General features: G+C 72.9%; 9 protein-coding genes. 4 read left to right on the top strand and 5 right to left on the bottom strand.

What is annotated here, in order from left to right; all coding sequences use genetic code 11:
* Positions 1 to 229: 229 nt before the first annotated feature.
* Positions 230 to 892: an HAD-IA family hydrolase gene (locus tag C569_RS0121005; RefSeq protein ID WP_026268444.1), complete on the bottom strand. Its 663-nt coding sequence runs from the start codon at positions 890 to 892 to the stop codon at positions 230 to 232.
* 198 nt (positions 893 to 1,090) lie between these two features.
* Here C569_RS0121005 and C569_RS0121000 point away from each other — a divergent pair, with 198 nt between their 5' ends.
* Positions 1,091 to 2,503, top strand: a complete 1,413-nt coding sequence (locus C569_RS0121000; protein ID WP_018787737.1) for an acyl-CoA synthetase — start codon at positions 1,091 to 1,093, stop codon at positions 2,501 to 2,503.
* Here the strand turns inward: C569_RS0121000 and C569_RS0120995 are convergent.
* Positions 2,500 to 3,162: a 4'-phosphopantetheinyl transferase gene (locus C569_RS0120995; protein ID WP_026268443.1), complete on the bottom strand. Its 663-nt coding sequence runs from the start codon at positions 3,160 to 3,162 to the stop codon at positions 2,500 to 2,502. The genes C569_RS0121000 and C569_RS0120995 overlap by 4 nt on opposite strands.
* 171 nt (positions 3,163 to 3,333) lie before the next feature.
* Between C569_RS0120995 and C569_RS0120990 the strand changes: the two genes are divergently transcribed.
* Entirely contained in the window at positions 3,334 to 3,831 is a 498-nt protein-coding gene (locus C569_RS0120990) for a cold shock domain-containing protein (RefSeq protein ID WP_036346446.1), read from the top strand.
* A 42-nt stretch (positions 3,832 to 3,873) separates the two neighbouring features.
* Here the strand turns inward: C569_RS0120990 and C569_RS0120985 are convergent, their stop codons facing one another.
* Positions 3,874 to 5,247 (bottom strand): AMP-binding protein, encoded by a 1,374-nt coding sequence (locus C569_RS0120985; RefSeq protein WP_018787734.1) that lies wholly within the window; start codon positions 5,245 to 5,247, stop codon positions 3,874 to 3,876.
* A 1,270-nt stretch (positions 5,248 to 6,517) separates the two neighbouring features.
* On the opposite strand from C569_RS0120985, the gene C569_RS0120980 reads away from it, so the two are divergent.
* Entirely contained in the window at positions 6,518 to 9,376 is a 2,859-nt protein-coding gene (locus tag C569_RS0120980) for an AAA family ATPase (RefSeq protein WP_036346456.1), read from the top strand.
* Between the two features lie 492 nt (positions 9,377 to 9,868).
* Positions 9,869 to 12,691, top strand: a complete 2,823-nt coding sequence (locus C569_RS34895) for a LuxR family transcriptional regulator (RefSeq protein WP_018787732.1) — start codon at positions 9,869 to 9,871, stop codon at positions 12,689 to 12,691.
* Positions 12,692 to 12,788: 97 nt separating this feature from the next.
* On the opposite strand, the gene C569_RS0120970 is transcribed toward C569_RS34895, so the two are convergent.
* Together C569_RS0120970 and C569_RS0120965 are read right to left on the bottom strand one after the other, a co-directional pair.
* The gene (locus C569_RS0120970; protein WP_018787731.1) at positions 12,789 to 13,628 is read right to left on the bottom strand and encodes an ABC transporter permease; all 840 of its coding nucleotides are present in this window, start codon (positions 13,626 to 13,628) and stop codon (positions 12,789 to 12,791) included.
* Entirely contained in the window at positions 13,625 to 14,677 is a 1,053-nt protein-coding gene (locus tag C569_RS0120965; protein WP_018787730.1) for an ABC transporter ATP-binding protein, read from the bottom strand. The genes C569_RS0120970 and C569_RS0120965 overlap by 4 nt, the downstream gene beginning before the upstream one ends.
* Positions 14,678 to 14,680: the final 3 nt, after the last annotated feature.

The following is a 14,680-nucleotide window of genomic DNA, read 5'->3' as shown; positions in this document are numbered from 1 at the left end:
GCGGGAACGGGCCGGACCCGGGCCGACCGACGCCCGACATCATCCGCGCAACCGATGCGCGGATCAACTGATCAGGTGATGAATCGGGGGTGTCGGTGCGGGGAACGGCCCTCCACAGGGGTGCCGCCCCGCGACAGGGGTGTCGCCCGGTCACGCCGGGTATCCGGGCGTCCGTCCGGCCGGGCGGCGGCTCCGGGCGGCTTCCCGCCCACGGATCCGGTGTGGCTCGTCACCGCCGGGCCGGGCACAGCGGCAGCAGCTCGTCGAGCCGGGTCAGGACGACGTCCGGCCCGGCCGTGCGCAGCGTCTCTTCCTCGGACTCGCCCCACAGCGCGGCCACCGCCGTCACCCCGGCCGCCCGCGCACTGGCCAGGTCACTGGGCGCGTCGCCGACCATCAACGCCTCCACCGGGTGGGCCCCGAGCAGGTGCAGTGCCCGCCGCACGATGTCGGGCGCGGGCTTCGGACGGGGCACCTCGTCCGAGCCCACCACGTGGTCGACGAGCGGCAACAGGTCGAGCCGGCCGAGCAGGTCCCGGGCGCGTACGCCGCTGCGGCCGGTGGCCACGGCGAGCCCGATCCCCCGCCGACGCAGGGTGCGCAGCAGTTTCGCCGCGCCGTCGACCGGGCTGACCCGGTGTGCGAGGCGGTTGCTCTGCCGCACGAACGGCTCGGCGAGCGCCGCCGGCAGGCCCATCAGCTCCAGCACCTCCGGCAGGTACCGGCCCGGGTGACGGCAGTACTCCTCGACCGGGGCCATGCCGTCGCCGACCACCTCGGCGTAGGCGAGGGCGAACGCCTCTCTGGCCACGGCGAGACTGTCGACCAGCACCCCGTCGAGGTCGAACACCACCGCGCGGACACCGTCGGGTGCCGCCGCCCTCGCGTCCACCGATGTCACCTCCCGTCCGCACGACCCGCCCCGGCCGGTAGGGGTGGCCGGTTGCGGAAACCCCCGACTACGGTCAGGACCGTTCTCCCGGCCACCGGCGCGACGCACTCGCCCACCCGGATCCGGCGGCACCCCGCCACCCTACCGGCGTCGCGGCCCCCGGCAGGGCTCGGACCGGGCCGCTGAGAGGATCGCACCATGCCGCTGCTGGGCTGGCTGACGAAGAGCACCGACGAGCACCCGGACGCGATCCGGGTCGACGGCCGGGCGGCGTCCTGGGTGGAGCTTCGCCGCCTGGCCACGGCGCTGGCCGACGAGCTGCGCGGCGTCGACCGGGTGGCGATCGAGGCCACCGCCACCCTGGAGACGGTGGTCGGCGTGGTGGGCGCGCTGACGGCCGGGGCGGCGGTCGTGCCGATCCCGCCGGACGCCGGGCCGATGGAGCGCGAGCACATCCTGCGCGACTCGGGCGCGACGGCGCTGCTGGCCCCGGCCGGCGCCAAACCCACCGTCGGTGACGACCGCCGGCCCGTCGTGCCCGTCGACCTGACCCGGCGGTCGGACACCGTCCACCCCGAGCCGGATCCGGCCCGCACCGCGTTGATCCTCTACACCAGCGGCACCACCGGCGCCCCGAAGGGCGCCGTGATCTCCCGCCGCGCGATCGCCGCCTGCCTCGACGGGCTGGCCGACGCCTGGGCATGGACACCGGACGACCTGCTGGTGCACGGCCTGCCGCTGTTCCACGTGCACGGGCTGGTGCTCGGCGTGCTCGGACCACTGCGGCTGGGCAGCCGGCTGCACCACGTGGGCCGTCCCCGCCCCGACCGGTACGCCGCCGCGAACGGCACGATGTACTTCGGGGTGCCGACCGTGTGGTCCAGAATCGCCGCCGACCCGGACGCGGCCCGGGCGCTGCGTCCGGCGCGGCTGCTGGTCTCGGGCAGCGCGGCGCTGCCGGCAGCGGTCTTCGCCGACCTCGCCACCCTCACCGGTCACCGGATCGTCGAGCGGTACGGGATGACCGAGACCCTGATCACCGTGAGCGCCCGGACGGACCGCCCACGCCGGCCCGGCACCGTCGGGCTGGCGCTGCCCGGGGTCCGGACGCGGCTGGTCGACGACGACGGCGCCCCGCTCCCGGCCGACGGGGCGACGATGGGCGAGCTTCAGGTCACCGGCCCCACGCTGTTCGACGGCTACCTCAACCACCCGGACGCCGACGCGGCGAGCCGCACCCCGGACGGTTGGTTCCGCACCGGGGACGTCGCCACCGTCGACCCGGACGGCTGGCACCGGATCGTCGGCCGGGCGTCGACCGACCTGATCAAGAGCGGTGGCTACCGGATCGGCGCCGGGGAGGTGGAGGACGCCCTGCTGACGCACCCGGGGGTCCGTGAGGCGGCCGTGGTGGGAACCCCGCACCCCGACCTCGGCCAGCAGGTCACCGCGTACGTGGTGGGCGACGGGGTGGACGGGGCCGAACTCATCGACTTCGTGGCCCGGCACCTCTCGGCGCACAAGCGACCCCGCGAGGTGCGCCTGGTCGACGCCCTGCCCCGCAACGCCCTGGGCAAGGTGCAGAAGACGCGGCTGAGCGCGACCGGTTAGGACGCCACTGCCGGGATGCTGATCGCGGTGACCACCAGCCCCCGCTCGACCAGGAACCTGCCCGCGAACGCCCGCACCTCGGCCCCGCCGAGCACCGGACCGGGCACCAGCAGCCGGGCCTCGAACGTGCCGGCCGGGTCGAACACGATGTCCGCCTCGGAGAAGTCCAGCCACCGGCCGGTGAGCGGGAACCACGCCTTGTACACCGCCTCCTTGGCGCTGAACAGCAGGCGGTCCCAGCAGACGGCGGGGCGGACCGCGCCAAGCGTGGCGGTGCGCGACCGTTCGGCCGACAGGGCGATGGCGCCCAGCACCCCGTCGGGCAGCGGGGCGTGCGGCTCGGCGTCCACCCCGAGGCTGGCGAACCCTGTCGTGCGGCCGACCACCGCCGCCCGGTAGCCATCGCAGTGCGTCATGCTGCCGACCACGCCGGCCGGCCAGAGCGGGGCACCGCGCGCGCCGGAGACGATCGGCGCCGGGGCGAGGCCCAATTCGCCGAGGGCCAGCCGGGCGCAGTGCCGCACGGTGGCGAACTCCTGGCGGCGTTTCTCCACTGACCGTGCCACCAGCGCCTCTTCCTCGGGGAACAGGGTTACGCCGGCGGGATCGGTGAAGGACTCGGCCACCGCCACGGTGGAGGGCAGGATCTGCTCGATCACGTTGGCCGATGGTAGGCGCTGCGGCACCCGGTGCCGCAGCGGCCTCGGCGATAGGTGCACCATAGGGGTCGGGTACGGGTGCCGGCCCGCCCGGGACAGGTGCCACTCTGGGCGCCGGCCCGGTCCTGCGGGCGGGCACACCTGGTCTTGGGCGGATGGACGCGGGAGCGGATGGGCGCGGGAATGGCGATGCTTACTGGCAAAGTGGTGCGGTTCGACGAGGTGCGGGGCTACGGGTTCATCGCCCCGGACGACGGCAGCGACGACGTGTTCGTGCACGCGAACATGCTCGACGGCGACAAGTGGGCACTGACGCCCGGCGTCCCGGTCGAGTACGACGCGGTGGAGACCGAGCGCGGGCCCAAGGCCGTGCTGGTGCGGGTGGTCGGTGTCGCCCCCGGTGCGGATCGCGCCCCGACGGCCGGTGCCGGGCTGTCCGCCCGGGCCGGCGTCACGGTCGGCGGCGGGCGCAGCAGGGACAGCGGGCAGGTCACGGGCAGCGCGGAGGACGACGAGGGCCTGTGCGACGTCCTCTCCGAGCGGGCCTTCTCTGTGGAGGCGACCGAGGCGCTCTTGACCTCCGTGCCGGACCTGACCGGAGCGCAGGTCGTGGCGGTACGTACGAGGATGCTGGAGCTGGCCCGGCGGCACGGCTGGGTGGAGGGCTGACCGTGGCGGTGGCGGGTCACCGCCGCCCGCCGCCCGGTCGGCTCAGCCGCCGGCGATCAGCAGGGATTTCCTGATCCGTCCGAGGGCGCTGCGCGGCAGCTCGTCGACGAAGTGCACCCGCCGGGGGCGCTGGCCCGCCGAGAGGTACCGGCCGACGTGGTCGATGAGCACCTGCGCGGTCACCCCCTCGGCGACGACGTAGGCGGTGACCTGCTCGCCGAGCGCGTGGTGTGGCGTGCCGACGACGGAGGCGTCGCGAACGCCGGGGTGGCTCAGCAACACCTCCTCGATCTGCCTGGCGGGCATCCGCCGGCCCCGGCTGTGCACCACGTCGAACCCGCACCGCCCGATGATCCGGTACGTGCCGTCGGGGGTCACGCTGACCAGGTCCCCGGTGGCGTGCCAGCGACCGGCGGCGAGGCTCCGCCCGCCGACGTACCCGCTGAACAGCGTCGGCCCGCAGACGCTCAGCTCCCCCACCGACTCGCCGTCGGCCGGCACCGGCCGGTCCTCGCGGTCCAGCACGCGCGTCTCGACGCCGGGCAGAGGGGTGCCGACAGCGCCCGGAACCGTAGGGTCGCCGCCCAGCCCGGTCAGCGCGACGAGCGTCTCGGTGGTGCCGTAGGCCTGCACCGGCCGGTGCGAGGTGAGCAGCCGGAGCCGCTCGGCCACGGCGCGGGCCAGCGGGCCGTCCGCGGAGACGAGCATCCGCGCCGCGGACAGCGGCCGGGCCCGATGGCCGTCCAGCGCCATCCTCGCCCACTGGTCGGGCGAGGCCAGGTGCATGGAGCCGACCGGCCCGGTGCCGGTGTGGTCGAGGTGGACGAAACGGCTACCGGCCCGCAGTGCGCCGAGCAGGCCGACGACCAGACCGTACGCCCGGAACAGCGGGGTGCCCTGGACGACCACGTCCTCCTCGCTCCAGTGCCACGCACGGGCCAGTAGGTCGAGGTCGGCGGCGATGGCGCGGCGCGAGATGCGTACCCCTCGCGGCGGCCCTGATACGCCACCGGTGTAGAGGATGACGGCGTCGCTGCCCGGGGCGGGCTCGGGATGCCGCGTCGAGGCGTGTTCTCGCAGGTCGACCGGGATCGTGGGCAGACCGTCGGCCCCGGACAGGGCACGGCCGAGGATCACCGTCGCCCCGGACTGCCGCAGGATGCGGCTGCGTTCGCGTTCGTCGGCGCCGGGAGGCAGCGGTACGAGCGGCGCCCCCGCGAGGACGGCGCCGAGCATTCCGACCACCGCTTCCAGCGTCGGTGTGCCGTCGACCGCGACCGCCGTCGCGCCCCTGATCCGATCGGCGACCGCGGTGACGCAGCCCAGCAGGGCCTCGCTGGAGAGGGCTTCTCCGGCCACCGTGACCGCGTCGGCCCGATCCGCACCGGATCCCCGCAGCACCGGCAGCAGTGTCATCTCCGCTATCCCCTGCGCGGGGCCGCAACGAGTCGCGGCGGCAGCTGGGACATCACGACGACCACAGAACCTTCCAGGTCTCGGGCCTGTACGGCCCTATGTCCGGCTGTCCCGACGGTAAAGACCGGGTGCCCCGAAATTAGGGCCGGGCTATCGTCGGGCACAACCCCTAGCCACCGAGTCCGGATCCCCTGCCGGAGCCTACTGGCCAGCTAGGACCGGATCCCGTCCGTCCTGATCCAGCGGTCGGCCCGAGCACTCACGCCGGCTCGGCGAACAATGCGGCAACCGCATTCGTCCTCGGCGATCGAACATCGACCGGAAGTGTCTCTATTGATGCGCGGCAGCTCGCATTGAGAATTTATCGCCTTGACGTGTTCCGCATTAGATCAGCCGCCGGGCCGAATGAAATTCGGCGACCTCCGTGACCAACAGGCACTCGGATGCATAATTCTGTTTTTAACAACATAATCGCAGAATCTCCCAAACGTCCGAATCGTGGCTCGACGACGCACATCAAGCAACGACCGCCAGCACTATCGGACAGACATCGGTCGCAGTTCCGGCATCGACGCCTCACCCCGCAACAACCGAGCGCCTCCGGCAATTGCCGAGACAGCCGTCCAGACCCCACGGCCCCACGCCGGAGGCCGGGACGACACGTCCACGCCAGCTTCGGGCACCACTCCGCCCGCGCCGGATCGGCCCGGGCGGAGTCACGAATGCCGAGTTCAACCACGATGACACTCAGTTCGGCGTCTCCGCACGACGCAACCGCGGGCGGCGTCGACCCTCGGCAAGAGCGACCGGCGACACCCGGACACCCGGTTAGCACGAAAAAGCCCACACGCCAATCAGCAGGCGGGCCGGATAAGCGGAACCATCGGCCCATGGAAGCACTCTGTCACGGTACGGGGCCAGCCGGCGACTTTCCGTCGCCACCCCCGGCCGGGCCATCGAGGCGAGAAACCCATGTTTGCTCATCCTTTACACAGCTCGGCTTGCCGCCCATTTGCCCAACTGCCATACTCCCACCACCACAGAGGTCGATAGGAAGTGTCGACCCGAAGGAGCTGGGGAATTATCGCCGACACATACGGGAACACGGCTCGCAGCGGCCAACCGGTCACGTCGGTCGATGGCGCACTGACGAAGCTCGACGCCCGTCGATACTTGCCGATAGTGGAGTGGGTCAAGAATTGCCGGTCTCCAGATTGGTCGAGCTGTCGGGCCGCGCAGGGCAAGCGGCCCTCCCCCGGAGGGGGTGGTGATGGAGCTGACCGAGCGTTCAAGCCAGCTCGCCCTGCTGGAGCGCCGACTCGCAGACCTGCTCCGCGGCGGCGCCGCGCCGACTGACCGGCCGGTGACCGTGCTGACCGGCCCGGTCGGTTCCGGCAAGACCGCGCTCGCACAGACCTTCGCCCGGCGCGCCTGCGACGCCGGAGCACGGGTCGTCGGCGCGAGCGCCTCCCGCGCGGAGCGCAGCGTACCGCTGGAGGTCGTCCGGCAGCTCGTCCGCGCGGTGCCGTTGTGCGCCGCGGACGCCCCCGACATCCGAACCCGCCTCGCCAGTCTGCTGGACGCGGGCGCCCTCGCATGGAACGACGCCGATCCGGCGGACGCGGAGAACGCCCGGCTCACCGCCGCCATCGGGCGCGCCCTGCTCGAACTGGCCTCCCGGGGGCCGCTGGTCATCGTGGTGGACGACATCCATCACGCGGACGCGCCGTCGCTGCACTGCCTCGATTACGTGGCCCGGCGGCTCACCGGCCTACCCGTACTGATCGTCCTGACGGAGGCGCCACGCACCCGGCCGTGGCGGGCGGACGTGCGCGCCGAGATGCTGCAACCCGCGAGGCTGCACCGCATCCGCCTGCCGCTGCTCACCGCCGAGGGGACGTTCCAGCTCCTCGCCCAACGGCTCGACATCCCGCTCGCCCGCAGCATCGCCGAGGCGAGCCACCGGATCAGCGGCGGGAATCCGCTCCTGGTGCACGCGCTCGCCGATGACCAGGCGGCCGCGCCACGGTCCGCCGACGCCCCGGCGGTCGGCGAGTCGTTCCGGGAGGCCGTGCTGAGCTGCCTCTACCGCTGCGACCACCTGGTGCTCAACGCCGCCCGGGTGCTCGCCGTCACCGGCGAGCCGCTGCACGGCAGCCTGCTGCCGCACCTCCTCGACGCCCGGTCACACCCCGCGCTGGGCGCTGTCGACAAGTCGACCAGCGCGGGGCTGATCGACGAACAGGGGTTGCGCCATCCGGCGGTGACCCAGGCCGTGATCGACGGGATGACCGCCGAGGAACGCGTACGGCTGCATCTGGGAGCGGCCCGCCTGCTGCACGACGACGGCGCACCCCCGGCGCGGATCGCGCCGCACCTGGTGGGCATCGGCGAGCTGGCCGAGCCCTGGATGGCGCCGACCCTGCTGGACGCCGGCGAGCAGGCGCTTCTCGACGGCGAGGTGGAGACCGCCCTGCGGTACCTGCGCCGGGCGCACCGCAGTGGTGTCGGTGAGTGCCTGCGGGCGCGGATCCGCTCCGCGCTGGCGCGCGCCGAGTGGCGGCTCGACCCGCAGGCCACGATCCCGCACCTGGTCAGCGTCGCCACCGCCATCCGGGCCGGGCACCTCGGCAGCCAACAGGCCGCCGGTCCCATCCAGTACCTCCTCTGGCACGGTGAGATCGACAAGGCTGTCGACCTGGTCAGGCACCTGAGCGAGCGGGCGGATGCCGCCGATCCGCAGTCCATGGCCGAGCTGCTCATCATCACCGGCTGGATCTCGACGCTCTATCCCGGGGTCGTGGTCAACCGGCCCGCCCCGGCCGTGGCCGCGCGGGATCCGCTCACGCTGGCCCGGGTCAAGCACGGGCTCAACGGGGCCCTCCTGCTGTCCGGCGTACTGGCCCGGGGTGATGCCGGCGTGGTCGAGGAGGCCGAGCGGACGCTGTCGACCACCGGGCCGGATGACGAACCGCACATGTTCAGGGTCATCTGCGCCCTCATCGCCATGATCTACGCCGATCAGCTCGACCTGGCCGACGACTGGTGCGACCGGCTGGGCCGCCACCTCGCCACCCCGCACCACCCCACCCCCTCGGCCACGCTCACCGCCCTGCGGGCCGCCGTCGCCGGCCGGCTCGGCGACCTTCCCCGCGCCGGCAAGCTGGCCGACGAGGCACTGGGGCAGCTCTCACCGAAGGGCTGGGGGGTGGTGATCGGGATACCTCTCGCCGTCCGGATACGGGCCTTGACCCTTATGGACCAGCTCGACACGGCGGCCGCCTGCCTCCAGGTGCCGGTGCCGCCGGCGACCTTCGAGACCCCGCTCGGGCTGCACTATCTGCACGCCCGCGGGACGCACGCCCTCGCCGCGGGAAGCCCCGAGGCCGCGCTGGCCGACTTCCAGCTCTGCGGGCAACTCATGCAACGGTGGCAGTTGGACTTCTCGGGTCTCGTGCCGTGGCGCACCGAATCGGCTCGGGCACTGCTCCGGATGGGCCGCCGCCAGCAGGCGCGCAAGCTGGTGCGCGACGAGTTGGCCCGGCTGCGGCCCCTCCACGTCCGGTACCGGGCCGCGGCCCTGCGGGTTCTGGCCGCGACCGAGGAGGGACCGGAACGGATCCCGCACCTGCGCAGCGCCGTACGGCTGCTGCGGCAGTGCGGCGACCGGATGGAGCTGGCGCACAACCTCGCCGACCTCGGTCACGCCTACGAGCAGGCCGGCGACCGGCGGCAGGCGCGCGCCGCGATCCGGTCGGCCCGGTCGCTCGCGGAGGAGTGCGGCATCCCGACATTGTGGCCCAGCGCCCTGTCCGCCAGGGGCGGTGCCACCGGCAGCCGGGCGGCGGGTGCGGCGGTCGTGGTCCAGGGCCTGACGGACACCGAATCCAGGATGGCCATCCTGGCCGCCCAGGGTCACACCAATCGTGAGATCGCCGAGAAGCTCTTCCTGACGGTCAGCGCGATCGAGCAGCGGATGACGCGCATCTACCGGAAGCTGGACGTCAACTCGCGCAGCGAACTCGCCGGACGGCTGCGGTTCGACCGCCCCGGTACGACGGTGCTGGATCCGCTGACGCGGGGCACCGACCCGCCGGGCGGCCGTCCGTCCGCCCGGCGGCCACGCTGATCCCGGTCGGGGTTCCGCACGGAAGAGCCGTCGGGGGTCACGTGACCGCCTCCGTCACCCAGAGTCCGCCACCCATCACCGTGGGCACCGCCGGGAGTCGCGGTGTGACACCATCAAGCTGTACGCCCGACACCGGCCGTTCACTGACGTGTGGCCTCCCCCCTGACCGGTGGGCTCCGACACCCCCATCCCGGATCGCGCAACCCCTAAACGCCTTTCGGGGCCGCAGGTTTGTGTGCAGAACGGTGGGGTCTCACGCCCATTGTCGCACCATCATGCCGGTGCCAGACTCGCCTCATCACGCGGACCGTACGGCTAGCAGACCGGTCCGACGAAGGAGTTCAGGTCCACCCGGCGTGGCCGCCCGGCGCGCTCCACCCCTACCCGGCGAGACGCGGGCGAAAGGGGCGGCTGTCTCCGGCAGGGGTGGCGGTGTCGGGCCGTACCGGCGTTACCAGGCCCGCGCCGCGTACAAGGAGGGCTGACGCGCAGGTGCTGGTTCAGCAAGAGGAACAGATCACCCGTCTGCGGCGCGTGTTCCACGCCTGCGAGGAGCAGCAGCGCGGACACGTCGCGCTGGTCACCGGTGCCGTGGGCAGCGGCAAGACCAGCCTGCTGGAGTCGTTCGGCGAGTGGACGGCCGGCTCCCGCGGGCAGGTGATGAGCGCGACCGGCTCACGAGCGGAGCGCGGTCTCCACCTGGGAGTGGTCGGGCAGCTCTTCCACAGTGCACGGCTCGCCCCGGAGACCGCCGCCCACGTCGAGAAGCTGCTGCGCGACGCCACCTCCACGGTGCCGCTGCCCGAAGTCGGCGGCGAGGCGTCCGCCGGAGACCGGGCCTGGGCACCCCTGCTGCACGGCCTCTTCACCACCCTGGTCGACCTGACGGCCAAGGGGCCCCTGATCCTCCTCGTCGACGACGTGCACCACGCGGACCCGGCCTCGCTGCACTGCCTGCTCTACGTGACCCGGCGGCTGCGCCACGCCCGGATCATGGTCGTGCTCGCGGAGGCGTCGACGCTACGCCCGCCGCACCCGCTGTTCCGTGCCGAACTGCTCAGCCAGCCGCACTTCTCCCGGATCGGCCTGCCACCACTGACCGTCGACGCTGTCGCCCGGCTGATCGAGGACGCCGTCGAGGACGCCGACGCCCGCAGGACGGCGGAACACTACGTACGGATGACCGGGGGCAATCCCCTGCTCACCCGGGCGCTGCTCGACGAACGGGCCGGCGGCGAGGGCAGCGACCACGACGTTCCGTCCGTCGGTGACGCGTTCGACCAGGCCGTGCTCGGGTGCCTCTACCGCCACGAGCCCGGGGTGCGCCGGGTGGCCCAGGCGCTCGCCGTGCTCGACCGGCCCGCGTCGACCGAACTGCTCGGCCACCTCCTCGACGTGATGCCCGCGACCACGGTCCCGGCGGTGCGGGTGTTGCGTACCTCGGGTCTGATGGAGTGCGACCAGCTACGCCACTCGCGCATCCTGCACCCGATCCTCGCTGACATGTCGGCCGACGAGCGGCGCGGCCTGCACCAGCGGGCCGCCGAGGTGTTGCACGACCGCGGCGCCGAGGCGAGCGTGGTCGCCGAGCACCTCGTGGCCGCCGGTGCGACGGTGGCCGGCTGGCGGGTGCCGGTGCTCCAGGACGCCGCCGGCGACGCGCTCTCGTCCGGCCGGCCCGACGTGGCGGCTGCCTGCCTGCGGCTGCTCGCCGGCGCGCCGGTGGACGAGCGGCAACGCACCGCCACCACCGAGATGCTGGTGAATGCCCGCTGGCAGCTCAACCCGTTGACGGTGAACGGGCAGCTGACGGAGCTGGTGCAGACGGCGCGGGCCGCCGGCTGGTCCACCGATGCGAGCCTCTCCGCCGTGCCGTACCTGCTCTGGCAGGGCCGTGCCGACGAGGCTGCCGAGGCCGTCAGCGGCTTCTCGGCGGACGAGGAGCAGGCTCCGGACGCCCCGCCCGGCCGCCTGCGGATCATGCAGCTTCTGGTCTCCCTCTCCCACCCGGGCCACCTGGCGAGCGTACGGCAGAACCCGGCCGCCTGGAGCCGCGCTGCCAGCGCCCCGACCACCGTCAGCCCGCTCCTGCAGGCGGTCACGGTGCTCGGCACCGCGCTGACGCCGACCGCCGACAACGACACGGTGCCGACCGCCGAGCAGATCCTGCAGCGCCACCACACGGACGACGGCGCCCTCGGCCTGCTGACCGCGCCCCTGCTGGCGCTGCTCTGGGCCGGCCGGTCGGACCGGGCCGCGGTCTGGGGCGACATGCTGCTCGACCGGCCGGTGGTTCAGCACGCGCCGGGCTGGCGTGCGGTGATCCGGGCGATCCGGGCGGAGGCGGCCCTGCGCGTCGGCGATCTGCCCGGTGCCGAGCACCACGCCCGCGCGGCCCTTGCGGACATGCCCGCCCCCGCCTGGGGAGTGGCGATCGCCGGACCGCTGTCCACCCTGATCGCATCCGCGACGGAGTCGGGCCGGTTCGCCGAGGCCGACCGGTGGCTGGCCCACCCGACCCCGCCCGGCATGCTCCGCACCCCGTTGGGCGTGCACTACCTGGCCGCACGCGGCCGGCACCACCTGGCCGTACGCCGGCCGCACGCCGCCACCACCGACCTGCGGCGCTGCGGCGAGCTGATGCGCACGTGGGGGATCGACGCGGCCGGACTGGTGCCGTGGCGGCTGGAGCTGGCCCGGGTGCAGCTCAGCGTCGGCAACAAGACGCAGGCCATGCAGCTCCTGCAGGAGCAACTGCGGGTGCCGCACGGGGTCGACGACCGGACCCGGGGCCGTACGCTGCGCCTGCTCGCCACCACCGCCGCCCAGGACCACCGGCGCAAGCTGCTCTGCGAGGCGGTCAACCTGCTCCAGTCCAGCGGCGACCGGTTGGAGCTCGTCCGCGCCCTCGGCGACACCGGTCAGACGCTCCAGCGCGCCGGAGACTCCGCCCGCGCCCGGCTGCTCGTCCGCCGCGCCTACCAGCTCGCGCAGGACTGCGGGGCGTCGGTGCTGGCTCAGCGGCTGATCCGCCGGGAGCCGGGCAGTGGGCTGCCGGCGTACCCGGCCGCCGCCGAACTCCAGGAACCGGACGACGGGCTGAGCGACGCCGAGCGGCGCGTTGCCGCGCTGGCCGCACAGGGCCACACCAACCGCCAGATCTCCAGCAAGCTCTTCATCACGGTGAGCACTGTCGAGCAGCACCTGACCCGGGTCTACCGCAAGCTCGACGTGAAGCGCCGGACCGACCTGCCGTCCCGGCTCGCCGTGTACGCCGAGACGGTGGCCGACGAGACACAGAGCGCCACGTCCTGACGGCCGTCCCCAGGGGCCGGCCCCTTGCGACACACGAGGGCCCGAACCGCAGGAGCGATTCGGGCCCTCGGCGGACCGTATCCCGGGCGGTCAGTGGTCAGTCCATGGCGCGACGCATGAAGCCACGCATGCCGATCGCCGAGAACACCACGAAGACCCCGGTGAGGACGCACATGCACAGCCAGAGCGGCAGCGACTCGACCCCCGGCGGGCCGACGAGCGACCGGGTCGCCTCGCTGATGTAGGTCAGCGGGTTCAGCGAACAGATCACCTGATACCAGCGCAGCGAGTCCAGGCCGAGCAGCGGGAACTGGGTGGCACCGGTGAACATGATCGGCGTCATCACCACGGTGAACATGATCTGGATGTGCTGCGTGGGCACCAGGGTGCCGAAGGCGAGACCGACCGCCGCACCGACCAGCGCGCCGATCGCCAACACCCCGACCACCTTGAGCACCACCGCCCAGGGCCAGGTGACGCCGAGCATGAGCATGCCGACCGGGATCAGCACCACACCGGCGATCAGGCCACGGATACCCCCGAAAATGATCTTCTCCAGCGCCACCAGCGGGGTCGCCATGGGCGCCAGGAGGCGGTCCTCGATCTCCCGGGTGAAGGAGAAGTCCATCATCATCGGCAGCGCGGTGTTCTCCAGGCCGATCAGGAAGGCGTTCAGCGCGATGACGCCGGGCAGCAGCACGTTGGAGAAGTCGTCGCTGGCGTAGCCCAGGTCGCTGAGCACCTTGCCGAAGATCAGCAGCATGAACAGCGGCTGGATGAAGACCTGGAGCAGGAAGCCGACCAGCTCCCGGCCGGTGACGAACAGGTCCCGCGAGAGCACCGCGCGGAAGGTGGCAAGCTGGTCCAGCGCGCGCACCGGCGGCGGCGCCGCGGCCGGTGACGGCGCGGACGGGGGGGCGGGGGCGGTGACGCTCACCGAAGTTCCCTTCCGGTCAGGTGGATGAAGACATCTTCCAGGCTGGGCTGGCCGATGTTGAGGTCACGAACCTCGCAACCCAGGTCGGCGAGGATCTTCATCGCCATCGGGATGGCATTGGCCGGCTGACCGCTGGTGTAGACCCGGAAGGACAGGGGGGCGTCCGAGTCGGCGGGGGCATCCGGGACCGGAGCGGGCATCGGCATCGGCGGCATGCCGGGAAACGCCGGCGCGGCGACGGGCACCTTGGCGGTCATCTTGAAGTGTTCCACCTGCTCCACGTCGGGGATCGCATCGAGCGCGGCCCGCACCTCCTCGGCGGAGGCGCCGGGGGTCACCACGAGGGTCAGGGTGCTGCTGCCCGGCAGCGTACGGGTCAGCGCGGACGGCGTGTCCATGGTGAGCAGCTTGCCGTGGTCGACGATGCCGACCCGGTCGCAGAGCTTCTCCGCCTCGTCCATGTCGTGTGTGGTGACCACCACTGTCACGCCGTCCTGTTTCAGCTCGGCGATCCGGTCGTGCACGAAGAGCCGGGACTGCGGGTCGAGGCCCGCAGACGGCTCGTCGAGGAAGAGCACCCGGGGCGAGTGCATCAGCGCGCGGGCGATCATCGTCCGCTGGGCGAGGCCGCCCGACAGGAAGTCGGTGCGGTGGTTCGCGAAGTCCTTGAGCCCCATCTGGTCCAGCAACTCGTCCGCCCGCCGGATGCGCTGCGCCCGGGGCACCCGGTGGTAGGCCGCGTGGAACAGCAGGTTCTGCCGGACGGTCAGCGCCCGGTCCAGGTTCACCCGCTGCGGTACGACCGCCAGCAACTGCCGGGCGGCGGCGGGCGAGCCGATCACGTCTGCCCCGCACACGCGGGCCCGGCCCGAGGTGGCCCGCACCCGCGTGGTCAGCACCCCGATCGTCGTCGTCTTGCCCGCACCGTTCGGCCCGAGCAGGCCGAAGACCTCACCGGCGGCGACGGAGAAACTCAGCCCGTCCACCGCCGGTGGCATGTTGGGCTGGTACCGCTTGACCAGCTCCGTGACCACCACTGCCTCGTCCACGTC

The organism is Micromonospora sp. CNB394 (assembly GCF_000374985.1).
Classification (GTDB): domain Bacteria; phylum Actinomycetota; class Actinomycetes; order Mycobacteriales; family Micromonosporaceae; genus Micromonospora; species Micromonospora marina.
The sequence above is the reverse complement of the archived record's forward strand: the minus strand, read 5'-3'. Positions and strand labels throughout refer to the sequence as shown.

Bases quoted from the DNA above. Each gene is read 5' to 3' on its own strand.
- C569_RS0121000 (WP_018787737.1), top strand. From the start codon at position 1,091: ATGCCGCTGCTGGGCTGGCTGACGAAGAGCACCGACGAGCACCCGGAC.
- C569_RS0120990 (WP_036346446.1), top strand. From the start codon at position 3,334: ATGGGCGCGGGAATGGCGATGCTTACTGGCAAAGTGGTGCGGTTCGAC.
- C569_RS0120985 (WP_018787734.1), bottom strand. From the start codon at position 5,247: ATGACACTGCTGCCGGTGCTGCGGGGATCCGGTGCGGATCGGGCCGAC.
- C569_RS0120980 (WP_036346456.1), top strand. From the start codon at position 6,518: ATGGAGCTGACCGAGCGTTCAAGCCAGCTCGCCCTGCTGGAGCGCCGA.